The organism is Microbacterium sp. MYb72 (assembly GCF_002979415.1).
In the GTDB taxonomy this organism is placed as follows: domain Bacteria; phylum Actinomycetota; class Actinomycetes; order Actinomycetales; family Microbacteriaceae; genus Microbacterium; species Microbacterium natoriense.
This window is the reverse complement of the sequence record NZ_PCOT01000015.1, coordinates 60,942-84,237: the sequence shown is the minus strand read 5'-3', so window position 1 is coordinate 84,237 and position 23,296 is coordinate 60,942. Positions and strand designations below refer to the sequence as shown.

Sequence of the window (23,296 nt, the reverse complement as noted above, 5' to 3'; positions counted from 1 at the left end):
CCCATGTTCCCCATCGACGAGATCGCCCTCACCGGGCTCACGGTGTTCGGCCGGCACGGCGTCTACGAGCACGAGCGCCGGGACGGACAGGAGTTCACCATCGACGTGCGACTGAACCTGCCGCTGGGGCCGGCCGCGGCATCCGACGACGTCGCCGACACCGTGCACTACGGAGAGCTCGCCGAGAAGATCGCCGCCGTCGTCGCCGGCGAGCCCGTGAACCTCATCGAGACCCTCGCCGCTCGCATCGCCGACGTCGCGCTCGAGGATCCGCGGGTCCTGTTCGCGACCGTCACCGTGCACAAGCCGCACGCTCCCATCCCGCTCACGTTCTCCGACGTCTCGGTGACCGTCCGCCGGTCCCGCCCCGAATCCGCCGTGGAGTTCTCCGCATCATGAGCCGCAACCTCACCATCCCGCCCGACATCACCGTCCCCCGCGAGGGGAGGGCGGATGCCGTCGCCGTCGTCGCCTTCGGCGCGAACCTGGGCGACCGCGAGGGCACCATCAGGAAGGCGGCGGAGCGGATCGCGCGACTGCCTCTGGTGAGCGACGTGCGCCTGTCTCCTCTGCACGAGACGGTCGCCCTGACCCTGGACGGCCCCGACCCCGAAGCGCCGGGCTACGTCAACGCCGTAGCGCTGGTCACGACCCGTCTCGCCCCGAGCATCCTGCTCGGCATGCTGCACGCGATCGAAGACGAGAACGGGCGCGAGCGCCAGGTGCGCTGGGGCGACCGCACGCTCGACCTCGACCTGATCGCCTACGGCGACGAGTCCTCCGACGAGCCGAACCTCCAGCTGCCGCATCCTCGCGCCGCCGAGCGGCTGTTCGTGCTCGACCCCTGGCTCGATCTCGATCCCGACGCCGTGCTCTCCGGCCACGGACGCATCGCCGACCTCGCCGCCACGCTGCGCAGGCAGGGGAGCGCATGAGGCGCACCTCCGCCGGCGTCCTCGTCGTGCTCGCGCTCGTCGGCGCGGGGGCGGGGTTCCTCGTCGACCAGCTGCTCACCGCGATGGGGAGGGTGACCTTCACCCCGTCTCTGCTGCTGCCCGTCCTCCTCGTGATCGTCGGCGCCGCGGCGCTCGCGCTGGCGTGGCCGGTGCGCCGGAGCGTGCGGACGGGCGTCCGCATCGATCCGTTCCGTGCGACGCGCGCCGTGACCCTGGCCCGTGCATCGAGCCTGCTCGGCGCGATCATGGCCGGATTCGGCGCCGGACTGCTGGTGTTCCTCCTGTCCCGTCCGATAGATCCACAGGTAGGGTCGACTGTGGCGATGATCGCCCTGATCGCGAGCGCGGTCGTGCTCGTGATCGCCTCGCTCATCGCCGAACAGTTCTGCACTCTTCCGAAGGATCCTGATGACTCAGAACCCCGAGAACCCTCCCCTGATCCCGGCTCCCCTGAGTTCGGCGGCAGTCACTGACGGCGGCGCCCTCGACCAGGGCACCTACACGGCGCTGCGCACGACACGCAGCGAGTCGCGGCTGGAGCTCGACGGCGTGTGGCACCAGATCTCCCCGCGCTACGTCGTGTCGCAGATCGTGCAGAACCTGATCTTCATCGCCATCGTGGTGATCGCCGCTCTCGTGCTGGCGTTCGTCCTCGGACAGCTCTGGGCGCTCATCCCCGGAGCGGTGATCGTCGTCATCACCCTCATCACGCTCATCATCCTGCCGAGGCAGGCGCGGGCGATCGGCTACATGCTGCGCGACGACGACATCGTGTTCCGCAAGGGCATCCTGTGGCAGCGGATGATCGCGGTGCCCTACGGGCGCATGCAGCTCGTCGACATCACGCAGGGACCGCTCGACCGCGCCTTCGGGATCTCGCAGTTGAAGATGGTCACGGCTGCGGCGACCACGGGCGTGCAGATCCCCGGCCTCACGCAGGCGGCGGCGGAGGCACTCCGCGACACGCTCATCGAGGTGGCCGAGACCCGCCGGACCGGCCTGTGAGCGAGCAGTTCCCCGCCCAGGCGCAGACCAAGGGCCCCGCAGCGAGCGACTCCCTCGCCGACGGCGAGTGGCATCGGATGCACCCGCTCACCCCGCTCTTCAAGGGCGGGCTGGCGCTTCTCATCATCGGCGGCTTCCTGATCGCGAACCTGCGCGACAGGCTCATCACCTGGGTGATCGACCTCTTCGAGCCCGACGCGCACTACGACCAGTACAACGGCGGCGACCCCGTCGACTGGGTGCTGTCGAACAACCTGGCGATCATCGCGCTGCTGTCCGTCCTCGCCCTGGTGGTCGTGCTCATGGCGATCTTCTGGGTGATCTGGCGATTCCAGCAGTTCCGCATCACCGGCGACCACGTCGAGGTGCGCAAGGGCATCATCTTCCGCTCGCACCGCAGGGCGCCGCTCGACCGCGTGCAGGGCGTGAACCTGACCCGCCCGTTCCCCGCCCGCATCATCGGCCTCGCGAAGCTCGAGGTCGTCGGCGCCGGCACCGATGCGAACGTCGACCTCGAGTACCTCGCGACCACCCGAGCGGAGTCGGTGCGCAGCGACATCCTGCGTCTCGCCTCCGGTGCACGTGCGGCGAGGCAGGCAGCCGTGGACGCCGCGTCCGGACGCCCGGTGGCGGATGCCGCGGCGGCTCCGTCGTCGGCTCGCGCCCAGTTCGTCGGATCGGTGAACCACGGCGTCACCGGACTGATCGCCGGTGTCGACCTCGCCGACGTCGCTCCCGAGAGCGTCGTGAAGATCCCGACCGGTCGTCTCGTCGGCTCGCAGCTCATCTCGAGCCTGCTGTGGGTGGCGTTCTTCGTCATCATCCTGCTCGTCGCGACCGGCGGCATCTTCATCGGCGGCCTCATCGACGGGCAGCCGATCACCTCGGTCATCGGGCTCGGCGTGGGATTGGGCATCGGCATCCCCATGGTGATCGCCGTGGTCGGCATCACCTGGGCGCAGATCTCCAAGTCGCTGCGCTATTCGATCGCCCCCACGCCCGACGGCGTGCGCATCACCTACGGCCTGCTCACCACGGTCACCGAGACGCTGCCGCCCGGCCGCATCTTCGCGGTCGAGGTGTCGCAGTCGCTGCTGTGGCGCCCGTTCGGCTGGTGGACGATCAAGATCAACCGCATGGGCGGCAAGAGCGCGGCGCAGCAGCAGTCGGGCAGCGCGCAGCAGTTCAACATCGTGCTCCCCGTGGGCAAGCGAGCCGACGTCGAGCGGGTGCTCGGGCTGATCCTCCCCGACGCCCCCGTCGCCGACATCCCGCTGGTCTGGGAGCACGGCATCCTCGGCCCGGTGGCCGGTGACCCGTACCGCACCATGCCCGCCCGCGCCTGGTGGCGTCGACCGGTGTCGTGGAAGCGGCACGGGTACGCGGTCACGGACTTCGGTCTGCTGCTGCGCAGAGGAACGGTCTGGCGCAAGCTCGCGATCTTCCCGTTGGCCCGACTGCAGGGCGTCTCGCTGTCGCAGGGGCCGATCGACCGCGCGCAGCGTGTCTCCGGCGCCCAGGTGCACTCCGTGCAGGGGCCGATCACCGGCCTGCTGTCGGGTCTCGAGAGGGCCGATGCGCTCGACCTCATCAACGGCGTGAGCCGGGCGGCCGTGCTCGCCGCCTCCCGCGATCACAGCCACCGCTGGGGAGAGCACGCTCCCGATGCTGTTGCCGCCCCGCCCGCGTACGCACCAGCGGGTTCCGGGATGCCGCCGACACCGCCGCCGTACATCCCCGGCGCTCCCGTGGCGTCTTCGACGACCCCGGCGCCGCCGGTTCCGCCCGGTACGGCTCCGGTTCCGCCGCCGTACGTGTACCCCGGCACCCCGTCGACCACGTCGGGCACCCCGGTGCCTCCGCCCGCGACCGCGACGGCCCCGGTTCCGCCGACGTATGCGGTCCCCCCGGCGCCGCCGGTTGCTCCGCCGACGTACGCGGCGCCGCGGGTTCCTCCGGTCGCTCCGGTTCCGCCGGCATACGTCGCTCCGTCCGGGGCTCCGGTTGCGCCGGAGGACGTCGCTTCGCCGGCTCCGTCCGTCCCGCCGGCCCCGCCCGTCGTCCCGCCCGCATCGACCGATGAGTGACCCCCTGCGCCGCGACGGACGCCTCGGCGTCGGGATCATCGGCGCCGGGCGAGTCGGACCGGTGATCGGCGCGGCGCTCGCCGGTGCCGGTCACGCGGTGACCGGGATGACGAGTGGCTCCGACGACGAACGCGCGTCGGCGGTGCTCCCCGGCGTCCCGGTACTCGATGCGCTCGACGTGGTCCGCCGCAGCGAGCTCGTGGTGATCGCAGTGCCGCACGATCAGCTTCCCGCCCTCGTCGCGGGGATCGCCGAGCTCGGCGGCTGGCAGATCGGTCAGCTGGTCCTGCACACCGACCCGGCCTACGGCATCGAGGTGCTGCGTCCCGCGGCCGAGCGCGGCGCGATCCCGCTCGCCGTGCATCCGGCCATCACGTTCACCGGGACGTCGATCGACCTCCGGCAGCTGCAGGCGGGGTATGCCGCCGTGACCGCGCCCGCTCCCGTCCTCCCGATCGCGCAGGCGCTCGCCGTCGAGATGGGGTGCGAGCCGGTCGTGGTCGGTGAGTCCGACCGTGAGGCGTACGCGGATGCGATCGTCGCCGTGACGGAGTTCTCGCGGTCGCTCATCGGCCAGTCGACCGGACGGCTCCGGGAGATCGGCATCGAGAACCCCGGGGGATACCTCTCGGCGCTGGTGCAGTCCACCGTGGAGCGGGCGCTGCGCGAGGCATCCGATCCGTCTCCGTTGATCTGAGTCCTCTGCGGTGAGCCCGGTACGCGCAGCGCGCTGACGGACATCGCGCTGACCATCGAGGGATGACGCGCGGAGTACGTGCGTCATGCCGAGGAACGTATGCCGCGCTGAGCGGCGGATGCCGCGCCGAAGGGCCGAGGCCGCCGCTCAGCGGCCTCCCGAGAAGCCTCCTCCGCCTCCTCCGCCCGAGAAGCCGCCGCCGAAGGAGCCTCCCGCGCTCGAGGATCCGCTCGCGCTCGGTGCGGAGTACGAGGCGGCCGCCTGCGACGTCGCCGCGAACGCGGAGAGCTGCGAGTACACGAACGGCGCGGTGGGATCGCCGATCCAGGAGGCGCCGTGCCGCTCGTAGGCGTACACGGATTCGAGCACCTGGCCCCATTCGCGCTCCATGCCGAACAGCATCGCGTAGGGGAGGAGCCGCTCGTAGACGACGATCACGTTCGCGCTGCCATCCTGCCGCCGCTCGGCGCCGGAGTAGGACTGCAGCATCCGGAGGCGATCGGCTTCGGCGACGCGGATGAACTCGCGCACGCCCATCAGATACTCGTGCCTCTCGGCGCCTTCGGGGGTCAGCACCGTGTGCCGTGTGAACGAGTAGATGCTCGACACGAGCACGACGAAGAGGGCGAAGCACATCGCCACGAGGGCGGGCACGGCCGTGATCCGCCCACTGACCACTCCCCAGAGCGCGAGCGCGAAGCCGACTGCGGCAACCCCGTTCGCACACCACTGCAGGATCACGGCGCCGCGGCTGCGCGCCTTGGCGGTGAGGCCCCGAGCGCTGGCGGCCTCCGCTCCCGATGCCGTCAGCGCCGTCATCCTCGCCGCGAACGTCTCGCTGCTCGTCGGCAGCGCGACCACCCCGGCATCATCCGCATCGGAGAACAGGGCGTCGAGGGCGTCGACGTCGAGCGGATCCGGGATTCGCGCGCCGGGCAGTCTCCGCAGTACGGGGTCGGGCGCGCCCTCCTCGATCCGCAGGGTGCCGCGCACGGCGAGATGCACGATCTCCGCGGGGATGGTGTCCTTGGCGCCGGGGACGATGGCCGCAGCGAGAAGCGGGGGCAGCGCGTCTGGGACGTCGTACTGGGCGACGACGATGCCGCTCGCCCGGCGCCGCGATCGCGTGAAGGCTGACACGGCGAACCAGCTGCCGACCGAGAGGCCCGCGGCTCCGAGCGCCGCGATGCCCGGGACGGTGTCGGTGGTGTGGTTCGGGGTCCTGGCCGAAGGCTGTGCGACGGCGCCCGGTTCGAAGCCGATCGCCACGGTGACGCCCTCGCCCGCTGCGAGTGCTCCGGTCTCGACCGTGAACCGCCCGCCGTCGCGGCCGAGCGTGCACTCATCGGTCGACCCCGAACGGCCGACGTAGCAGCGCGTACTGCCCGTGAGCTGCGAGGTCAACGCCTCATCGAGGTCGATCTCCGCGTGGAACGACTCGATCGGCTGCGTGCTGTCGAGCGGCAGCAGGTCCCAGTAGAACTCGTCGGCGCGCCCGTCGGCGCGGTGCAGGATCACATCGCGCATCTCGTACTCGATGACGTAGGTGGTCAGGCCGTGCACGTAGGAGTCGTCTCCGGTGAGGACGAAGAGCACGCCGTCGTCCTCGTCGGTCTCGAAGGGTACGTCTGCGCCCGTGCCGTCGGTCACGGAGAGTATGCGGAGATCGAGCCCGGCGTTCTCGTAGGTCATCGGGATCCCGCGGACGATGCCCCGGTTCTGGTCGGTCTCGGGAAAACGCGCGGTGAGGGTCTCCGTCGCATGCAGCCGTGCGCGCCCCTCGTCGTCGATGCCGAGCTCCATCCGGGTGTCCCAGGAGGCATAGGAGAAGTCGTCGACGTCGTCCCTTGCAGAGGGAAGCGACTGCGGGATCGACATGGCGGCCACGTCCGGGGCGCGCTCGGCGGAGGGGGATGCCGAGGCCGTTGCGGGCATCGACCAGAGCAGCCCTGCCAACGCCAGGGCGATCACAGCGGCGGCGTGGGCGAGGCGGGGTGCGGCCATGTTCCGAGGCTATCGACTGAGGCTGCGGGCAGGCGACCGCGCGCCGGTAAACTGGAGGGGACTTTCAAGGAGCCCCGCACATGACTGACGCGTCCGCCGCGCCCGAGCAGAACCCTGCGACCAACGACGAAGACATCCATGAGCAGAAGGCGGTGCGCCTCGCCAAGCGTGAGCGCCTGATCGCGAAGCGTGCGGATGCCGGCGGTGGAGCCTTCCCGGTCGGGGTCCCCGTGACGCACTCGATCCCCGCGCTGCGTGCCGAGTACGGCGAGCTCGAGGCCGGCGCCGAGACCGGCGTCGTCGTCGGCGTCGCCGGACGTGTGGTGTTCAGCCGCAACACCGGCAAGCTCTGCTTCGCGACGCTGCAGGCCGGCGACGGCACGCGCATCCAGGCGATGGTCTCCCTCGCGAACGTCGGCGAGGAGTCGCTCGCGGACTGGAAGGAGTACGTCGACCTCGGCGACCACGTGTTCGTGCACGGAGAGGTCATCTCCAGCCGCCGCGGAGAGCTGTCGATCATGGCGGACGACTGGTCCATCGCCTCGAAGGCGATCCTGCCGCTGCCGAACGCCTACTCCGAGCTCAGTGAGGAGGGTCGTGTCCGGAGCCGCTATCTCGACCTGATCGTCCGCGAGCAGGCCCGCACCACCGTGCGCGCCCGTGCGGCCGTGAACGCGAGCCTGCGTGCGACGTTCACGTCACACGACTACCTCGAGGTCGAGACCCCCATGCTGCAGGTGCAGCACGGCGGGGCCTCCGCTCGTCCGTTCATCACGCACTCGAACGCCTTCGACACCGAGCTCTACCTGCGCATCGCCCCTGAGCTCTACCTGAAGCGCGCCGTCGTCGGCGGCATCGAGCGGGTCTACGAGATCAACCGCAACTTCCGCAACGAGGGCGCCGACTCCACGCACAGCCCCGAGTTCGCGATGCTCGAGGCGTACCAGGCGTACGGCGACTACAACCAGATGGCCGCCCTCACCCAGGAACTCGTGCAGAACGCAGCCGTCGCGGTCGCCGGATCGACGACGGTAACGTGGGCCGACGGCACCGAGTACGACCTGGGCGGAGAGTGGGACCGCATCTCGATGTACGAGTCGCTCTCTGCGGCATCCGGTCGCACGGTCACTCCGCAGGACTCCGTCGAGGATCTGATCGCCTTCGCCGAGGCCAGTGGCGTCGACCTGCCTCCGCAGGCCACGCACGGCAAGCTCGTCGAGGAGCTGTGGGAGCACTTCGTGAAGGGCGACCTCGTGCGCCCGACGTTCGTGATGGACTTCCCCGTCGACACGTCGCCGCTCGTGCGCGAGCACCGCGCGATCGACGGCGTCGTGGAGAAATGGGATCTGTACATCCGCGGATTCGAACTCGCCACGGGATACTCCGAGCTTGTCGACCCTGTGATCCAGCGCGAGCGCTTCGTCGAGCAGGCGAAGCTCGCGGCGCGCGGCGACGTCGAGGCGATGCCGGTCGACGAGGAGTTCCTGCGCGCCCTGGAGCACGCCATGCCGCCGTCCGGTGGCATGGGCATGGGCATCGATCGCCTGCTCATGGCGATCACCGGTCTCGGCATCCGCGAGACGATCCTGTTCCCGCTGGTCAAGTAGGACGCCCCGCTCCGCGTCGGAACGCCCACTCGGGCAGGAGCCCGTCGCAGACGATCGCGTTCAGCAGTTCGGCGAGCCCGTGCTGCGGATCGATGCTGCGCACCAGATCGAGGTAGTGCGCCGCGTGAGTGGAGCGCCCGAGCGCCCACGACAGCCATGCCGCCGCCGTGAGGGGCCCGGGGCGCAGCTCTCGCGGCGCTCTGGCGGCTGCCAGCCGCACCACTGCGAGCGCGAGACGCAGCCGGTCGGGGTCGGGTGTCGGCCCGCGGCCGAGGAAGATGCCGGTGAGGTCGTCGGGGACCATCCGGCCGGTGCCGGAGAAGGCCAGCTGCGCCGACAGCGTGCGCACGCCCCCTCGCCGATCGCTCGCCCACTGCGTGAGAGCGACGTCACGGAAGACCGGTCGAGCGAGGCACCACAGCAGCGCGGCGGTGGCGAACGCGGGTTGAGGCTCCGGGGCGTCCAGCAGGAGCTCGAAGAACTCCGGGAGATCCTCGAGCATGGCGATCGCCGCGATCGCCTGCGGATTCTCCCGCCCGGTCAGGGGGCCGTGCTTCCCCCTGTCGAGGATCTCGGCCACGTCGAGAAGGGCACGTCCGACGCGTTCCTTCTCGCCCAGGTCTGCGCGGGGGAGATCGACGCCCGCCAGCTGGTCGCCGGAGACGTCTCCCACCAGGGGCGCCGTCGGGGAGGGAGCGGTGGGCGCCAGCTCCGGGTCGTCGTCGAGGTAGCTCGCCCACCCGCCCGCGCAGACGCACAGCGCGTCCACGATGCGCAGCCCGGCGTCGTCCGCGCTTCCGATGAGCTCGTCGACCTGTACACCGAGCGGGAGCACGAGCCCGTCTCCGGTTCGCGCAGGGCCGTCGTCCGGGTAGACGACGATGGCCACCCCGTCCACGCCATCCACCCTCGTGACCAGGCCGATGGCGGCCGCGGCGTACGTCGCCGGATCCGACTCGTCGTCGGGGAGGTCGAGGCGCATCGCGCCGTACGCTCTGGCTCCGATGAACGGGAGCAGGACGATGCTCCGCGTGGGCGTGAAGCCGGCGAGGACGGGGACGATGCCGAGGAACTCGGCGGAATCGGATGCACGGAGGATCGTGGTCATCCCCAGAGTGTGCTCGGCCGCAGCATCGCGTGGCGTCGGGAGAGGCCATTGTGGATGAGAAAGCTGAGGACCCTCGAATGTGAGCGAAGAGTGGCTCGCGTACCATGGGGGCATGGAGAACTTCTGGCTCACGGCTGCCTGGTCGATTCTGCCGACCATCGCCGTGTGCACCGTCTTCTACTTCGTGATCCGCGGCATCCTCCGGTTCGACCGCACCGAGCGGCGGGTGCACGCGAAGATCGAGGCCGAAGAGCGCGCCGCGCGCGGACTCCCGCCCCGCACCTGAGCAACGTCCGCAGCATCGGCTACTGTGAAGCGAGCACCCTCCGCGGTGCCCACTGAGGCGATGTCCGCCGCAGTGACGACTCGCCGAGAGGGCAGTGCATGAGCGCCGAGGCATGGGGATGGTGGGTCGCCGCCTTCCTGGTCGCGCTCGATCTCGCGATCCGCATCACCGCGATCATCGTCATCCCGCGCAACAGGCGCCCCACAGCGGCGATGGCCTGGCTGCTCGCGGTGTTCTTCATCCCCTTCATCGGCGTGTTCCTCTTCCTCCTCATCGGCAACCCGCGGCTGCCTCGTGCCCGCCGCCGCAAGCAGGACCAGATCAACGAGTACATCCACGAGACCAGCGAGCAGCTGCACTTCGGCACGCTCCGGCCGAATGCGCCCAGCTGGTTCCCGCCCCTCGTCGAGATGAACCAGGCTCTCGGGGCGCTGCCGATCTCCGGAGACAACGGCGCGCACCTGATCTCGGAGTACCAGGAGTCGCTCGACGCGATGGCCGACGAGATCCGTCTCGCCCGGGAGTACGTCCACGTCGAGTTCTACATCCTGCAGTCCGACGCGGCGACCGACAACTTCTTCCGCGCGCTCGAGGAGGTCGCGGCCCGCGGAGTGCAGGTGCGGGTGCTCCTCGATCACTGGGCGAACCGCTGGAAGCCGCGGTACCGCCAGACCATCCGGAGACTCAACGAGATGGGCGCCGACTGGCATCTGATGCTGCCGGTGCAGCCGCTCAAGGGCAAGATGCAGAGGCCTGATCTGCGCAACCACCGCAAGCTCCTCGTGGTCGACGGCCGTGTGGCGTTCCTCGGATCGCAGAACGTCACCGACTCGACGTACAACCTGCCCAAGAACATCAAGCGCGGCCTGCACTGGGTCGACCTGATGGTGCGCATCGACGGCCCGGTGGTGCTGAGCGTGAACGCCATCTTCCTAAGCGACTGGTACAGCGAGACCGACACGGTGCTGCAGGAGATCGACATCACGCACGCCGAGACGGGTTCGGGCGATCTCGACTGCCAGGTCGTGCCCTCGGGACCCGGGTTCGAGGTGGAGAACAACCTCCGGCTGTTCCTCGGCCTGCTCTACGCGGCCAAAGAGAAGATCATGATCGTCAGCCCGTACTTCGTGCCGGATGAGGCGCTGCTGCTCGCGGTCACGGCGGCGGTCGATCGCGGCGTCGACGTCGAGCTGTTCGTCTCCGAAGAGGGCGATCAGGCGATGGTCTATCACGCCCAGCGCAGCTACTACGAGGTGCTCCTCAAGGCCGGGGTGCGCATCTGGATGTACCGCAAGCCGTACATCCTGCACACCAAGAGCCTCACGATCGACGACCAGGTGGCCGTCATCGGGTCGAGCAACATGGACATGCGGTCCTTCGGTCTGAACCTCGAGGTCTCGATGCTCGTGCGCGGCGAGGAATTCGTCGCGGAGATGCGCGAGGTCGAGGCCCAGTACCGCGCGCTGAGCCGCGAGCTCACGCTGGAGGAATGGATGCAGCAGCCCCTCCGCTCGACGGTGCTCGACAACCTCGCCAGGCTCACGTCCGCCCTGCAGTAGCGGCGTCGAGAGTCCCCCTGGAACTAGGGGGTACGGGGGAAATATCACGACGGGTAGCCTGTCAGCATGACGTCCCCCACTCGTGTCATCGCCGCCCTGTCCGTCCTCACCGCCGCGCTGCTCGTCGCGGGGTGCACCTCGACGCCCGGGGCGAGCACGCCGACGAGCTCTTCGGCGCCGTCTGCGGGATCGACCGCACCGGGCGACGATCTCGACGACATCGAAGGCGCGCTGCTCGACGAGGGGCGCATGTTCGCCGTCGTGACCAGGGGATCGTCGACCTGTGTCCCGCAGGTCGATCAGGTCTCCGCTCAGGGGCAGACCGTCACGGTCACCCTCGTGGACGTGCAGTCCGACGGGGCCACGGAGAAGGCCTGCACGGCCGACCTCGCCCCCCGTGCCAGCATCGGTGCGTTCCCGGAGGGCGTCGACCCGACCAAGGACATCACTCTGAACGTGACGTACGGCGCGGTGACCGACGACGTCGACCTCGACGGCGACGCGGCGCTGACCGGCATCCCCGGTTCCTCGACCGACTACACCCCTTCTGCGGGATGGATCGATGACGGCGCACTCGTCCTGCTCACGTGGGGCTCGTCGAGCTGCCCGCCGGTCGTCGACTCCCTCGAAGGCTCCGGTGCGGCCGGCACCGTCACGTTCGTCACGGACGACACCCAGGTCTGCACCATGGACATGGCGCCGCGCGCGACCATCCTCGACTTCGGCGACGACGCCGTGGACGACGACGCGTTCACGCTCACCCTGTCGGGCGGCGGGCTCGACGGAACCGTGTCCGTGCGCTGACCGACGGTCGGCGCGAACCGGCGGCATCCTCGATCGCGGCGCGGCGCGGCATGGCGCTGCGTGAGCGCGCCCGTCAGAGCGCGTGGATCGGGTGTCCGGCAGGGAGCGCGAGAAGAAGCGCGCCGGGGTCGACGCGGCAGGTGATCCTCGCCGCCTCGCCGAACTCGTCGCCGTCCAGCTCGATCGGGATGGGTGTCGCGGCGGCGGCCTCGGCGGCGATCCCGCTGAAGTAGTGCACGGACGCGTCCTTGCCCCGCCGCTCGAGCACTCGTCGGCCCGCGCGGAACCGGCGGAGCACGGAGTTGTCCCACCAGATCTTGCGCCAGACCCCGAGCCAGCCGAACGCGCCGCTGGGCTGGATGACCGCGATGTCGAGCGTGCCGTCGGTGATCGACGCGTCGGGGATCAGCGCGATGCCGGCGGGGAGAGTGCCGCAGTTGGCGAACAGGATGCTCTGCACCTTCGTCGTGTGCAGCCGTCCGTCATCCACCTGGAACACCGCGCGGAAGGGCTCTGCCGTCGCGAGCGAGCGTGCAGCTCCGTCGACGTAGGCGATCCACCCGACGGACTTCTTCAGATCTGCACGGGTGTTCGCGATCATGTCGGCGTCGAGCCCGATCCCCGCGAGCACGACGAACGCATGCTCGGTCTCCTCGCCGTCGGCTCTGGTGACCCTGGCCCAGCCGATGTCGATGGGATGCCGGTTCTCCCCGAGGGCGGCGCGCACCATCTCCGCCGGGTCGGCGAGCGGCAGCCCCAGATTCCTGGCGAGGAGGTTCCCCGTGCCGCTCGGGAGGATCGCGAGCGGCACGCCCGTGTTCGCGATCGCCTCGGCGACCGCTCGCACCGTGCCGTCGCCGCCTGCGACGAGGACGACGTCGACGCCGCGCGCCAGCGCCTGGGCCGTCGCCCCCTGGCCGGCATCCTCGACGGTCGTGGGGTAGAAGGCCGGATGCTCCCACCCGAGGTCCCTCGACAGGTCGCGGACGGTCGCGCGGAGGCGCTTCTCGTCGACCTTGATGGGGTTGTAGACGAGTGCGGCCTGGCGGCGTGCGGAAGAGCGCTTCGTCATGGCGCTACTCTAATCCCGACGATCGGCCGCCCTCGCCGCGACCGGAGAGGCGGAGGACCGGGATGGACGATGCGCGTCGCACGCTGCTGACCAGCATGATCGAGGGGGAGCCCGAGCGCCTGCGGCGACGGAGCATCTCCCTGGGCGTCCCCGTCGACGATGCCGACGACGTCGCCCAGCTCACCCTCCTCCGTGCCTGGAGGGGAATCGAGCACCTGGAGCGACCGGAGCCCGGGCAGATGTGCTCGTGGCTGGACACCATCGCCCGCAACGCCGCGATCGACCTGGCGCGGCTGCGGGCCCGGCGGCCGGACGCGCCTCTCGATGAGGACACCCCGGATGACGCCGACGTGGCGGGGACCGTCGAGATCCGGACCTTCCTCGACGGTGCGCTCGCCGCGCTGCACGCGCTTCCGGAGACGCTCAGGGAGCCGCTCCTGCTGACAGCGGTCGACGGCCTCACCACGGCCCAGGTCGCGGAGCGCCTGGGCATCGCGCCGGCGACCGCCCGCCAGCGCATCTCCCGCGCGCGCAAGGCTCTGACCGCGTGCCGGAGATCGGGTATGGAGGCTGACTGAGGGGCCGGTGACGCCGGCCCCTCAGCATCCGTTCAGACCGTGCCGAAGGGGTTGTCGACGGCGTAGCGCCAGCCGTGCTCCTCGTCGTACACGGCGACGTCAGCCGTCGTGCCGGCGAGAGCGATCTCGGATCCGTCGGGGCCGGTGCCGGTGATGGTCCAGTCGGCGACGGCGAGACCCACGCCACCGGCCTCGAAGGCGCGGCGGACGGTCATGGTGATCGGCAGGTTCAGCCCCAGGAACTGCTCGAGGGCTCCGCGCACGGCGGCGTCGCCGGTGACCGGCTGGCCCGGCGCGGGCACGAAGACGACGCCGGGAGCGTTGAGGGCCATGAGGCCGTCGAGGTCACGGGCGTTGAAGCGCTCGGCGAACGCGAGGTTGAGCTGATCGAGGGCGGTGACGGAAGTGGTCACGGGGTGTCCTTTCGTGCGAGACCGGCCGGGTGCAGGTCTCTACGGGGGAAGACGACGAACGGGCGGAGTTGTGACAGGCGAGGCGCCCGGAATCGCACCCGTAGAATTGGTGGATGATCGACCTCGCTCTTCTTCGTGACAATCCCGAGATCGTCCGCCGCTCACAGGCTGCCCGTGGAAACGACCAGTCGACCGTGGATGCGGCTCTCGAGGCCGATCGATCGCGCCGCGCGGCGCTTTCCGCGTTCGAGGATCTGCGCGCGGAGCAGAACGCGTTCGGCAAGCAGGTGGCGAAGGCGCCCAAGGACGAGAAGGCCGCTCTCGTCGCGCAGGTGAAGGACCTGTCCGATCGTGTCAAGCAGGCGCAGGTCGTCGCCAACGAGGCGGCTGAGGCGGCATCCGCTGCGCTCGCGCGCATCGAGAACGTCGTGATCGACGGCGTGCCCGCCGGCGGCGAGGCCGACTTCGTCGAGCTGCGCCGCGTCGGCGAGGTGCCCGCCTTCGACTTCGAGCCCCGCGACCACCTCGAGATCGGCGAGATCCTCGGGGCCATCGACATGGAGCGCGGCGTCAAGGTCTCCGGCTCGCGCTTCTACTTCCTGCGCGGCGTCGGAGCGCGTCTGGAGATCGCGCTGATGAACCTCGCGCTCGACAAGGCGCTGCAGAACGACTTCGTGCCGCTGATCACCCCGACGCTCGTGCGTCCGGAGATCATGCAGGGCACCGGATTCCTCGGCGCTCACGCCGATGAGGTGTACCACCTCGACAAGGACGACGACCTCTATCTGGTGGGTACCAGCGAGGTCGCTCTCGCCGGCTACCACAAGGACGAGATCGTCGATCTGTCGAAGGGCGCCCTCCGCTACGCAGGATGGTCGACCTGCTACCGCCGTGAGGCAGGTTCATACGGGAAGGACACCCGCGGCATCATCCGCGTGCACCAGTTCAACAAGCTGGAGATGTTCGTCTACACGACCCCTGAGGATGCCGAGGCCGAGCACCTTCGCCTCGTGGCGCTCCAGGAGGAGATGCTGACCTCGCTCGGCCTCGCCTACCGGGTGATCGACGTGGCTGCCGGCGATCTCGGATCGAGCGCGGCGCGCAAGTACGACATCGAGGCATGGGTGCCCACGCAGGGTGCCTTCCGCGAGCTCACCTCGACGTCGAACTGCACGACCTTCCAGGCGCGGCGTCTCGACGTCCGCCACCGTCCGGAGGACGGTGCCAAGACGGCTCCGGTGGCCACACTGAACGGCACCCTCGCCACGACGCGCTGGATCGTCGCGATCCTCGAGACGCACCAGCAGGCCGACGGCTCGGTGCGTGTGCCCGAAGTGCTCAGGCCTTACCTGGGCGGCCTCGAAGTGCTGGAGCCCGTGGCGTGACCGCTCCCTGGCTCATCGGCCTCGACGTCGATGGAACCATCCTGCTGCAGGACGAGACGATGAGCCCCGGCGTGCCCGAGGCCGTCGCCCGTCTGCGCGACGCCGGTCATGAGGTCACGATCGCCACTGGTCGCAGCTGGATGGCGACCCGACGCTACGTCGAGGAGCTGGGGTTGACCCCGGAGTTCGTGGTGTGCTCGAACGGCGCGGTCACCATGCGCATGGTCGACGGCGAATGGATCAGATGGAACGTGGAGACCTTCGATCCGTCGCCCGTCCTCGCGTTGCTCCAGGATCGCCTCCCCGAGGCGCGCTACATGGTGGAGCTCGGGTCAGGACAGCGCCTGTACACGCAGCAGCTGGACGACTGGACGCTCGACGGCGGACGACAGGTCACGTTCGAGGAGCTCGCGGACGAGCCTGTGTCGCGCATCGTCGTCGTCTCGCCGGGGCACGACGAAGAGGACTTCCACCGGCTGGTCGCGGATGCCGGCCTCAACGAGGTGTCCTACGCGATCGGCTGGACCGCCTGGCTCGACATCGCTCCGAACGGCGTCGACAAGGGCACGGCGCTCGAGCGTGTGCGCGGCGAGCTCGGCTTCGACGGCGAGCGGGTGCTGGTCGCGGGTGACGGCCGGAACGACATCGGCATGTTCACCTGGTCGCAGTCGGTCGGCGGGCGTGCGGTGGCGATGGGACAGGCGCCCGCAGAAGTGAAGGATGCCGCGGGCGAGGTGACCCTGGACGTGATCGACGGAGGGCTGGCACGCGCCCTGAACACGCTTCCAGCCCCCGCCCAGGTCAACGCCGGAGAATAGAACTCGGCTAGACTCACGGCTTGTCGGCAGATTCGTCTGTCGGGAGGGTTGTCCGAGCGGCCGATGGAGCTGGTCTTGAAAACCAGTGGGCAGAAATGTCTCAAGGGTTCGAATCCCTTACCCTCCGCTGGTGGCTGTGAGGTCGCCCGAAGGGTGGCCGCTCAGCCACCGATTGGCTGAGTGGGATTCGTGAGGAGGACCGCCGAAGGCGGACCACCGGTTCCCTTACTCTCCGCTTCATGAGGGATGCGCCGCCGGGGAGGGCGAGCATCACCCAGAACCGAAAGGCCCCGAGTGAGTAAGAGCACCCGACGCCGTCGTACCATCGCACGCCACGGGCAGTTGCGCACGCCAGGGCCGATCAGCCAGCTTCTGACGTTCATCGCGATCGGCCTCTCGGTCGTGCTCGTCAGCGGCATCGCTGTGGCGGGTTACGTGATCTACGACCTCACGAGCACGGTCAGCGCGAACGCCGTCGAGCTGGAGGGGCAGAAGGAGCTTCCGCCGGACATCGGCGCCTACGAGGGCGGCTTCAACCTGGTGCTCACGGGCGTCGACACCTGCGAGGACGCCTACAAGCAGTACTTCGGCGCCCGCTGCACCGGCAAGGACTCCGAGGGCACGCTCAACGACGTGAACCTCCTCGTGCACGTGTCGGACGCACCGCGCCGAGTCACGGTCGTCAGTTTCCCGCGCGACCTCATGGTTCGCATCCCGCAGTGCGAGGATGCCGCGGGCAAGACTCATTCGGAGATGAGCAAGCAGCAGATCAACACCTCCTACACCGACGGCGGACTGAACTGCGTCGTGAAGACGATCTCGGAGTTGACCGGACAGGAAGTCCAGTTCGCGGCATCCGTCACCTTCGGTGGAGTCATCGAGATCACCAACGCGATCGGCGGCGTCGATGTCTGCCTCGCCTCGCCCATCCGAGACAAGTACACGAGCCTCAACCTTCCCGCGGGGACGCACACGCTGCAGGGCCTGCAAGCGCTGCAGTTCCTTCGGACGCGGCACGGTGTCGGCGATGGGAGCGACCTCGGTCGCATCGGCAACCAGCAGCAGTACATGACGAACCTCGCGAAGAAGCTCATCAGCGGCGAGACGCTGGGCAACGTCCCGGTGATGTTGAAGCTCGCGACGACCGCGATCGACAACCTCGAGCCGAGCGAGTCCCTCGCGGACCCGATGAAGATCGTTCAGATCGCGCTGGCGCTCAAGTCCGTCAAGTACGAAGACATCGTCTTCCTGCAGTATCCGACGAACACCGATCCGGATGACAAGAACCGCGTCGTCCCGAACAAGTCGGCTGCTCAGGCGATGTGGGACGCGATCAACGCGAACGCGCAGCTGCAGGTCACCCACCAGAACTCCGATCGTGAGGGAGTGATCGTCACCGATCCCGGCCCCACGCAGACGCCTGTCGACCCGAGCGCGACGCCGGACCCGAACGCGACGCCGGAGAACGTCGTCGCGCTGCCAGACACCATCAAGGGCAACTCCGCGGCGCAGACGACCTGCTCCAACGGCAAGGTGAACTGAGGCCTTCAGCTTTCTCGAGTCCGGTTCGTGGGTGCCGGCGCGGGGGAGCGACGGGGGCGCGTGTCCCCCGAAGTGCCTACAGACAGTCGTCCGCCGATCCTCATAGCGTCTTCATGGAAGCTATAGAGATTGGACGCAGAGACAACATGAGCCCAGTGAAGAAGGTCGCGGTCGCCCTGGCGAGCGCTTTCGTGATGGTCGCCGGAAGCATCGCCCTGGCGGCTCCCGCATCGGCCGCGGATGCTCACGCATCGATCATCGTCAAGACCGCGGACTGCAACCGGTCCACCGCGTTTCGGCTGACCAACAACGCCAACGAGTTCGCGACAGTGCCGACGTACGGGACCTCGAAGAGCTGCACCCTCCGCTCAGGAAACAAGAACGACGGTGTCGCCTGGCTGCAGGTCGCACTGAACTCCTGCTACGGCAAGAACCTCGCGACGGACGGCGACTTCGGCCCGGCGACCCGGAACGCACTGATCCAGGTGCAGCAGGCCATCGGCGTCGTCGCGGATGGGATCTACGGACCGAATACTCAGAGCCGCATGAAGTTCAAGAACAGCATCAATTACGCGTGCTCCCCTGCGAGTCAGATCAGCAACACCGTCTGGTGAGAACCCGACGCGCGCCCCCGTTCGACTCGGTCGGGCCGCGCTATCACGTACCGGCGACGGTACTTGGCAGAACATAACCACAACATGACTAGAGAAGGTCCTCAATGAGAATGACACGTCGTCTCACTGCAATTGCCAGCGCAGCAGTGCTGTTCATCGGCCTCGCTGCTATCTCGACTCCTGCCGTGGCGTCCACGGGAGGCCCTGACGCGACTTCGAGAACGCAGGAGAGGTCGATCCCGGATGCTTCCGCTTCGCAAGTAGCTGCAGCGGCTGTCACCCCGGCGTTCGAGATCTACTACTCACCTAACTGCACCGGTGCTTCTCGCTACTACAGCGGGCAGAACTTTGGTGAGTGGTGGATCAACGACAAGTTCAATCTGACGAATTCGGGATCAGCGGGATACGGGCAGAAGATCAGAAACAACGCAGCATCCGTCAAGTTGTACAATGCTTCGCTCTGGGTCGCGACTGCGGCCGAAATGGCGAGCAGTGCCGGAACCGTCAAGTTCTACCGGGAAGGGAATGGGTGCCACAACCTGGGAACGACCCGTAACGCCAATGTGTGGTGGGCGACGATGTACTACGTGCCGTAGGGGACTCTCCCTGAGCGAAGATTCACAATGGATTGCTCATCGCCGTCGAGCGGTGAGCAATCCATTGGCATATTACGGCCCGGTCCGATGAGGCGGAAGACATGCGAGGCAACCTCAGCGCCGCGGCGCGAGAGCGTCGATGAGACGTTCGACGATGTCGGCCATGTCGACACTCGGATCGATCATCCACTGCAGCTGCAGGCCGTCGGCGACCGCCTGCAGCACCCGAGCCATGGTGTCGGGGTCGAGGGCCGGCTCGCGCGTGGTGTCGCGGTGGAACCCGGCGGCGACCGCCTCCCGCAGCCGCTCGCTCCGGTCGAGGAAGTACGCGTGGGCAGGATGCTCCGGGTCGACGGCATCCACCGCGAGCCGTGAGAAGAGCTCGACGAGGCCGGGCACCTCGGTGTTGTGGCGGATGACGTCGATGAGTCCGTCTCGGGGGTCGGCGTCGTCGGCGAAGCGCGGATCCATGCCGTCGTGCTCGTCGCGTTTGCGGAGGACGGCGGTGAAGAGCTCCTCCTTCGACCCGAAGTAGTGCAGGAGCGCGGCGGGGGTCACCCCGACCACCTCCGCGATCTGCTTGAGGGAGGCGTTCTGATACCCCCTGCGGCCGATCACCTCGAGGGCGCTCTCCAGGATCTCCTCGCGGCGCGCCACGCCCTTCGCGTATGAACCTCGTCGTGCCATGCATCCGAGGGTAAACCTGAACAACGTTTGATATCGAATCCTGACTGTCGTATGGTTTTCGCAGGACATCGCCGTCGCCTGTGAAAGGAACCCTCATGACCGATAACCCGGCATCCGACCTCACCCTCGAGGAGAAGGCGTCGCTCACCAGCGGCGCGGACTTCTGGACAACCAAGGCCATCGATCGCGCGGGCATCCCGTCGATCATGATGACGGACGGCCCCCACGGGCTCCGCAAGCAGGCGGGCGGCACGGATCACCTCGGTCTCGCGAGCAGCGTTCCCGCGACCTGCTTCCCCCCGGCGGTGGGCATCGGCTCGTCGTGGGACCCTGAGCTCATCGAGCGCGTCGGTGCGGCGATCGGCGTCGAGGCCGCGATCGAAGACGTCGCGGTCGTGCTCGGCCCCGGCATCAACATCAAGCGCTCTCCGCTGTGCGGACGCAACTTCGAGTACTTCTCCGAGGATCCGATCGTTTCCGGCGTGCTCGGTGCGGCCTCGGTGCGCGGTGTGCAGTCGCAGGGCGTCGGCACGTCGCTCAAGCACTTCGCCGCCAACAACCAGGAGTTCGACCGGATGCGGTCGAGCTCAGACGTCGACCCCCGCCCCCTGCGCGAGATCTACCTGCGCGGTTTCGAGCGCGTGGTCAAGGACGCGGCGCCGTGGACCGTGATGTGCTCGTACAACCGCCTCAACGGCGTCTGGACCTCTGAGGACCCGTGGCTCCTCACCAGCGTGCTCCGCGACGAGTGGGGCTTCGACGGACTCGTCGTCTCCGACTGGGGCGCCGTGAACGACCGCGTCGCCGGGGTCGCCGCCGGCCTCGACCTGGAGATGCCCGCATCGGGCGGGCGCACGGATGCCCAGCTCGTCGCCGCCGTGCGCGGGGGGGAGCTCGCAGAGAGCGTGCTCGACACCGCGGCGTCCCGCGCGATCGATCTGGTGCGCAAGTCGGAGCGGCGCCCGGTCGTCGCTGGCCCGCTGGATGTCGACGCCCACCACGCGCTCGCCCGTGAGGCCGCTGGTCGCTCGATCGTGCTGCTCAAGAACGACGGCGGCGTTCTGCCGCTGACCCCTTCGCAGAAGGTCGCCGTCATCGGGGCGTTCGCCGCCGAGCCCCGCTTCCAGGGCGCGGGTTCCTCGCTCATCAACCCCACTCGGGTGGATGCCGCTCTCGACGCTCTTCGCGCCGTCGCCGGCGATGCCGTGTCGTACGCTCCCGGTTTCGCGGTCGAGGGCGGGGCGATCGCGGCGTCGGGGCGCTCGGCTGAGGAGCTGCGCGCCGAGGCCGTGTCCGCCGCGTCGTCGGCCGAGGTCGCGGTCGTCTTCCTCGGGCTGCCCGCCGCGGAGGAGTCGGAGGGCTTCGACCGTGAGCACATCGACCTCCCCGCCGCGCAGCTCGCTCTGCTGGATGCCGTGCTCGAGGTGAACGCGAACACGGTCGTCGTGCTGTCCAACGGCGGTGTCGTGGCGCTGCCCTTCGCTGACCGGGTGCCCGCGATCGTCGAGAGCTGGCTGCTCGGACAGGCCGGAGGCAGCGCTGTCGCCGATGTCCTCTACGGAACCGTGAACCCCTCGGGCAAGCTCACCGAGACGGTGCCCGTGCGTCTCGAGGACAATCCCTCCTACGGCAACTTCCCCGGCGAGTTCGGCCACGTCCGCTACGGCGAGGGGCTGCTCGTCGGGTACCGCTGGTACGACGCCAAGGGGCTCGAGGTGACCTTCCCGTTCGGCTTCGGCCTGTCGTACACGACGTTCGCGTACGGAGAGGCGACGGCATCCGTCACCGAGGCGGGCGACATCGCCGTGTCGTTCGCGCTGACGAACACGGGTGACCGCGACGGCCGCGAGGTCGTGCAGGTGTACGTGTCGCTGGCGGGGTCGATCGCGCAGCGTGCGCCGCGCGAGCTCAAGGCGTTCTCCTCCGTCGAACTCGCTGCGGGCGAGAGCCGCACCGTCGAGGTCGTCGTGCGCCGAGAGGACCTCGCGTACTGGGACATCCGCGTCGACCGCTTCGTCGTCGAGGGCGGCGAGTACACCGTCGAGGTGGCGGCGTCCAGCCGCGACATCCGCTCCACGGTCGCCGTGGCGGTGGAGGGCGACGCCGTCGTGCTGCCTCTCACGATGAACTCGTCGATCGGCGACGTCGTGGCGCACCCGGTCGCAGGTCCCATCGTGATGGGTGCGCTCGGCGGCTTCATGGGCGAGCTGACCGGCGCCGACTCCTCGGCCGCGTCGATGATGCCCAATGACGAGGCGATGCAGAAGATGATGGCGTCGTTCCCGATCGGTCGCCTGGTCGGCTTCCCCGGCATCGACGTGACCTACGAGCAGGTCGAGCAGCTGCTCGCCGCGGCGAACGCGGGCGCGGTGCCGCAGGGCTGACCCGCGCACCGTCGCTGCCCGACCGGCGCCCCTCCTGTGCATCTGCAGAGGAGGGGCGCCGGCATGTACGGAGGGCGGACGATGGATGCCGGCATCGACCCCGTGTCAGTCGAACTTCGGCAGCGTCAGCGCCTGCCAGGTCTCCGGTCCCACGACGCCGTCCGCTGGGGGAGCGAACATCGTCTGGAAGCTGCGCACCGCGGCATCCGTCTGCGGACCGAACGAGCCGTCGACGGCGAGCGGCGCAGGGAGCAGCGTCTGCACGGCGCGCACCACCTCCCCGGTCGCGCCGAGCGAGACGGTGTCGATCAGTGCCGGCCAGTCGAGGAGGCCGACCGTCGTGCTGATGAAGGTCGCCCGCAGCGTCTGCTGGAACGCCTGGATCGCTGCACCGCTGAGGGGTCCGAAGACACCGTCGGCGGAGATCGTCGCTCCGCGATGCCGCAGCAGATGCTGGGCGGCCAGCACCCGCCAGTTCGAGTCCTGCGTCGCCCCCACCTTCACGAGTGGCCAGAGATCGGCGCCCGGGACGAGCGCGCTCAGGAACGACCAGGTCTCGTAGCCGGCGGCGCCGTCTTGCCCGAGCCCCCACGCCCACTGGAACTGGCGCACGCGGTCGGCGGTGAGCGGACCGAAGTCGCCGTCGACCACCAGCGGGTCAAGCCCGGGGGAGGGAACGAGCCCGAACTGCTGCACGGCGCGCACCGCGTCTCCGTGATCGCCCTGCTGGCTGGCGACGTAGAGGTGGGGCCAGGTCTGCGGCCCGACCACGCCGTCGGAGGGCAGCCCGACGGCGGCCTGCCGGGCGGACACTGCCGCCGCGGTCTGCGGCCCGTAGACGCCGTCTACGACCACGGTGTGGCCGTGGACGCATAGGAAGTACTGGATGCTCCGCACCGGCGCCCAGTCAGCGCCAGGTCCGATCGTGCTCCATGGTGCGACGTTCATCGTCTTCTCCTTCGTCGGCGAAAGATCTCTCCCAGGGAAGGAGCGCGCTGGACCGTCGGTGATACATCGGCGACGGCATCCGGGTTGTTCCACGGCCACGGAGACCCGATTCGTGACTGCACGTCCGACCCGTTATGATTGCAGGG

General features: G+C 69.0%; 23 protein-coding genes and 1 tRNA gene. 18 read left to right on the top strand and 6 right to left on the bottom strand.

Annotation, left to right across the window (positions count from 1 at the left end; genetic code table 11):
- Positions 1-3: 3 nt before the first annotated feature.
- Genes folB through CQ047_RS10245 form a run of 6 tightly spaced genes read left to right on the top strand, consistent with a single transcriptional unit; the run spans position 4 to position 4,745 of the window.
- Entirely contained in the window at positions 4-399 is a 396-nt protein-coding gene (gene folB, locus CQ047_RS10270) for a dihydroneopterin aldolase (RefSeq protein WP_105674873.1), read from the top strand.
- Positions 396-935, top strand: a complete 540-nt coding sequence (gene folK / locus CQ047_RS10265) for a 2-amino-4-hydroxy-6-hydroxymethyldihydropteridine diphosphokinase (RefSeq protein WP_105674871.1) — start codon at positions 396-398, stop codon at positions 933-935. The genes folB and folK overlap by 4 nt, the downstream gene beginning before the upstream one ends.
- Positions 932-1,429 carry a DUF3180 domain-containing protein gene (locus tag CQ047_RS10260; protein WP_105674869.1) on the top strand — a complete coding sequence of 166 codons (498 nt, stop codon included), beginning with the start codon at positions 932-934 and terminating at the stop codon, positions 1,427-1,429. The genes folK and CQ047_RS10260 overlap by 4 nt, the downstream gene beginning before the upstream one ends.
- Complete coding sequence (locus CQ047_RS10255) at positions 1,365-1,961, top strand: PH domain-containing protein (RefSeq protein WP_105674867.1); 597 nt, start codon at positions 1,365-1,367, stop codon at positions 1,959-1,961. The genes CQ047_RS10260 and CQ047_RS10255 overlap by 65 nt, the downstream gene beginning before the upstream one ends.
- On the top strand, positions 1,958-4,048 hold the full coding sequence (locus CQ047_RS19190) for a PH domain-containing protein (protein ID WP_308737044.1): 2,091 nt from the start codon (positions 1,958-1,960) through the stop codon (positions 4,046-4,048). The genes CQ047_RS10255 and CQ047_RS19190 overlap by 4 nt, the downstream gene beginning before the upstream one ends.
- Positions 4,041-4,745, top strand: a complete 705-nt coding sequence (locus CQ047_RS10245; protein WP_105674865.1) for a DUF2520 domain-containing protein — start codon at positions 4,041-4,043, stop codon at positions 4,743-4,745. The genes CQ047_RS19190 and CQ047_RS10245 overlap by 8 nt, the downstream gene beginning before the upstream one ends.
- Before the next feature lie 147 nt (positions 4,746-4,892).
- On the opposite strand, the gene CQ047_RS10240 is transcribed toward CQ047_RS10245, so the two are convergent.
- On the bottom strand, positions 4,893-6,749 hold the full coding sequence (locus CQ047_RS10240; protein ID WP_105674863.1) for a DUF2207 domain-containing protein: 1,857 nt from the start codon (positions 6,747-6,749) through the stop codon (positions 4,893-4,895).
- An 80-nt stretch (positions 6,750-6,829) separates the two neighbouring features.
- Here CQ047_RS10240 and lysS point away from each other — a divergent pair, with 80 nt between their 5' ends.
- Positions 6,830-8,356: a lysine--tRNA ligase gene (gene lysS / locus CQ047_RS10235; protein ID WP_105674861.1), complete on the top strand. Its 1,527-nt coding sequence runs from the start codon at positions 6,830-6,832 to the stop codon at positions 8,354-8,356.
- Here the strand turns inward: lysS and CQ047_RS10230 are convergent.
- Entirely contained in the window at positions 8,349-9,464 is a 1,116-nt protein-coding gene (locus CQ047_RS10230; protein WP_105674859.1) for a DUF4192 family protein, read from the bottom strand. The genes lysS and CQ047_RS10230 overlap by 8 nt on opposite strands.
- A 112-nt stretch (positions 9,465-9,576) precedes the next feature.
- Between CQ047_RS10230 and CQ047_RS18855 the strand changes: the two genes are divergently transcribed.
- The 3 genes from CQ047_RS18855 (at position 9,577) to CQ047_RS10220 (ending at position 12,113) form a co-directional block, all read left to right on the top strand.
- Complete coding sequence (locus CQ047_RS18855) at positions 9,577-9,750, top strand: hypothetical protein (RefSeq protein WP_181155902.1); 174 nt, start codon at positions 9,577-9,579, stop codon at positions 9,748-9,750.
- 98 nt (positions 9,751-9,848) lie between these two features.
- The gene (gene cls / locus CQ047_RS10225) at positions 9,849-11,309 is read left to right on the top strand and encodes a cardiolipin synthase (RefSeq protein ID WP_105674857.1); all 1,461 of its coding nucleotides are present in this window, start codon (positions 9,849-9,851) and stop codon (positions 11,307-11,309) included.
- 66 nt (positions 11,310-11,375) lie between these two features.
- The gene (locus CQ047_RS10220) at positions 11,376-12,113 is read left to right on the top strand and encodes a hypothetical protein (protein WP_105674855.1); all 738 of its coding nucleotides are present in this window, start codon (positions 11,376-11,378) and stop codon (positions 12,111-12,113) included.
- Between the two features lie 73 nt (positions 12,114-12,186).
- Here CQ047_RS10220 and CQ047_RS10215 read toward each other — a convergent pair whose 3' ends face one another.
- Positions 12,187-13,185 (bottom strand): diacylglycerol kinase family protein, encoded by a 999-nt coding sequence (locus tag CQ047_RS10215; protein ID WP_105674853.1) that lies wholly within the window; start codon positions 13,183-13,185, stop codon positions 12,187-12,189.
- A 62-nt stretch (positions 13,186-13,247) separates the two neighbouring features.
- Between CQ047_RS10215 and CQ047_RS10210 the strand changes: the two genes are divergently transcribed.
- Positions 13,248-13,763, top strand: a complete 516-nt coding sequence (locus CQ047_RS10210; RefSeq protein ID WP_105674851.1) for an RNA polymerase sigma factor — start codon at positions 13,248-13,250, stop codon at positions 13,761-13,763.
- 32 nt (positions 13,764-13,795) lie between these two features.
- On the opposite strand, the gene CQ047_RS10205 is transcribed toward CQ047_RS10210, so the two are convergent.
- Positions 13,796-14,176, bottom strand: a complete 381-nt coding sequence (locus tag CQ047_RS10205; protein WP_105674849.1) for a nuclear transport factor 2 family protein — start codon at positions 14,174-14,176, stop codon at positions 13,796-13,798.
- A gap of 113 nt (positions 14,177-14,289) precedes the next feature.
- On the opposite strand from CQ047_RS10205, the gene serS reads away from it, so the two are divergent.
- The 6 genes from serS to CQ047_RS18685 all read left to right on the top strand — a co-directional run bounded on the left by serS (position 14,290) and on the right by CQ047_RS18685 (position 19,131).
- Complete coding sequence (serS, locus tag CQ047_RS10200; RefSeq protein WP_105674847.1) at positions 14,290-15,561, top strand: serine--tRNA ligase; 1,272 nt, start codon at positions 14,290-14,292, stop codon at positions 15,559-15,561.
- A complete protein-coding gene (locus tag CQ047_RS10195) occupies positions 15,558-16,379 on the top strand; it encodes an HAD family hydrolase (RefSeq protein WP_105674845.1) in 822 nt (273 codons plus the stop codon). Before serS ends, CQ047_RS10195 begins: the two co-directional genes overlap by 4 nt.
- Positions 16,380-16,421: 42 nt before the next feature.
- Positions 16,422-16,506 (top strand) — tRNA-Ser (locus CQ047_RS10190).
- Between the two features lie 167 nt (positions 16,507-16,673).
- Entirely contained in the window at positions 16,674-17,921 is a 1,248-nt protein-coding gene (locus CQ047_RS10185) for an LCP family protein (protein WP_105674844.1), read from the top strand.
- 146 nt (positions 17,922-18,067) lie between these two features.
- Positions 18,068-18,535, top strand: a complete 468-nt coding sequence (locus CQ047_RS10180) for a peptidoglycan-binding protein (protein ID WP_181155901.1) — start codon at positions 18,068-18,070, stop codon at positions 18,533-18,535.
- 110 nt (positions 18,536-18,645) lie between these two features.
- Entirely contained in the window at positions 18,646-19,131 is a 486-nt protein-coding gene (locus CQ047_RS18685) for a hypothetical protein (RefSeq protein WP_146114314.1), read from the top strand.
- A gap of 114 nt (positions 19,132-19,245) precedes the next feature.
- On the opposite strand, the gene CQ047_RS10175 is transcribed toward CQ047_RS18685, so the two are convergent.
- Positions 19,246-19,818 carry a TetR/AcrR family transcriptional regulator gene (locus tag CQ047_RS10175; RefSeq protein WP_105674840.1) on the bottom strand — a complete coding sequence of 191 codons (573 nt, stop codon included), beginning with the start codon at positions 19,816-19,818 and terminating at the stop codon, positions 19,246-19,248.
- 95 nt (positions 19,819-19,913) lie between these two features.
- Here CQ047_RS10175 and CQ047_RS10170 point away from each other — a divergent pair, with 95 nt between their 5' ends.
- Positions 19,914-22,202, top strand: coding sequence for a glycoside hydrolase family 3 C-terminal domain-containing protein (locus CQ047_RS10170; protein ID WP_105674838.1), 2,289 nt, complete (start codon positions 19,914-19,916; stop codon positions 22,200-22,202).
- Between the two features lie 105 nt (positions 22,203-22,307).
- Here the strand turns inward: CQ047_RS10170 and CQ047_RS10165 are convergent, their stop codons facing one another.
- Complete coding sequence (locus tag CQ047_RS10165) at positions 22,308-23,150, bottom strand: peptidoglycan-binding protein (RefSeq protein ID WP_105674836.1); 843 nt, start codon at positions 23,148-23,150, stop codon at positions 22,308-22,310.
- Positions 23,151-23,296: the final 146 nt, after the last annotated feature.

Excerpts from the sequence above, each read along its gene's own strand:
- folB (WP_105674873.1), top strand. The coding sequence starts at position 4 with ATGTTCCCCATCGACGAGATCGCCCTCACCGGGCTCACGGTGTTCGGC.
- lysS (WP_105674861.1), top strand. The coding sequence starts at position 6,830 with ATGACTGACGCGTCCGCCGCGCCCGAGCAGAACCCTGCGACCAACGAC.
- folK (WP_105674871.1), top strand. The coding sequence starts at position 396 with ATGAGCCGCAACCTCACCATCCCGCCCGACATCACCGTCCCCCGCGAG.
- CQ047_RS10180 (WP_181155901.1), top strand. The coding sequence starts at position 18,068 with ATGAGCCCAGTGAAGAAGGTCGCGGTCGCCCTGGCGAGCGCTTTCGTG.
- CQ047_RS10220 (WP_105674855.1), top strand. The coding sequence starts at position 11,376 with ATGACGTCCCCCACTCGTGTCATCGCCGCCCTGTCCGTCCTCACCGCC.
- serS (WP_105674847.1), top strand. The coding sequence starts at position 14,290 with ATGATCGACCTCGCTCTTCTTCGTGACAATCCCGAGATCGTCCGCCGC.
- CQ047_RS10210 (WP_105674851.1), top strand. The coding sequence starts at position 13,248 with ATGGACGATGCGCGTCGCACGCTGCTGACCAGCATGATCGAGGGGGAG.
- CQ047_RS10240 (WP_105674863.1), bottom strand. The coding sequence starts at position 6,749 with ATGGCCGCACCCCGCCTCGCCCACGCCGCCGCTGTGATCGCCCTGGCG.
- CQ047_RS10170 (WP_105674838.1), top strand. The coding sequence starts at position 19,914 with ATGACCGATAACCCGGCATCCGACCTCACCCTCGAGGAGAAGGCGTCG.
- CQ047_RS10245 (WP_105674865.1), top strand. The coding sequence starts at position 4,041 with ATGAGTGACCCCCTGCGCCGCGACGGACGCCTCGGCGTCGGGATCATC.
- CQ047_RS10260 (WP_105674869.1), top strand. The coding sequence starts at position 932 with ATGAGGCGCACCTCCGCCGGCGTCCTCGTCGTGCTCGCGCTCGTCGGC.
- CQ047_RS18855 (WP_181155902.1), top strand. The coding sequence starts at position 9,577 with ATGGAGAACTTCTGGCTCACGGCTGCCTGGTCGATTCTGCCGACCATC.
- CQ047_RS10165 (WP_105674836.1), bottom strand. The coding sequence starts at position 23,150 with ATGAACGTCGCACCATGGAGCACGATCGGACCTGGCGCTGACTGGGCG.
- cls (WP_105674857.1), top strand. The coding sequence starts at position 9,849 with ATGAGCGCCGAGGCATGGGGATGGTGGGTCGCCGCCTTCCTGGTCGCG.
- CQ047_RS10215 (WP_105674853.1), bottom strand. The coding sequence starts at position 13,185 with ATGACGAAGCGCTCTTCCGCACGCCGCCAGGCCGCACTCGTCTACAAC.
- CQ047_RS18685 (WP_146114314.1), top strand. The coding sequence starts at position 18,646 with ATGACACGTCGTCTCACTGCAATTGCCAGCGCAGCAGTGCTGTTCATC.
- CQ047_RS10230 (WP_105674859.1), bottom strand. The coding sequence starts at position 9,464 with ATGACCACGATCCTCCGTGCATCCGATTCCGCCGAGTTCCTCGGCATC.
- CQ047_RS10175 (WP_105674840.1), bottom strand. The coding sequence starts at position 19,818 with ATGGCACGACGAGGTTCATACGCGAAGGGCGTGGCGCGCCGCGAGGAG.
- CQ047_RS10255 (WP_105674867.1), top strand. The coding sequence starts at position 1,365 with ATGACTCAGAACCCCGAGAACCCTCCCCTGATCCCGGCTCCCCTGAGT.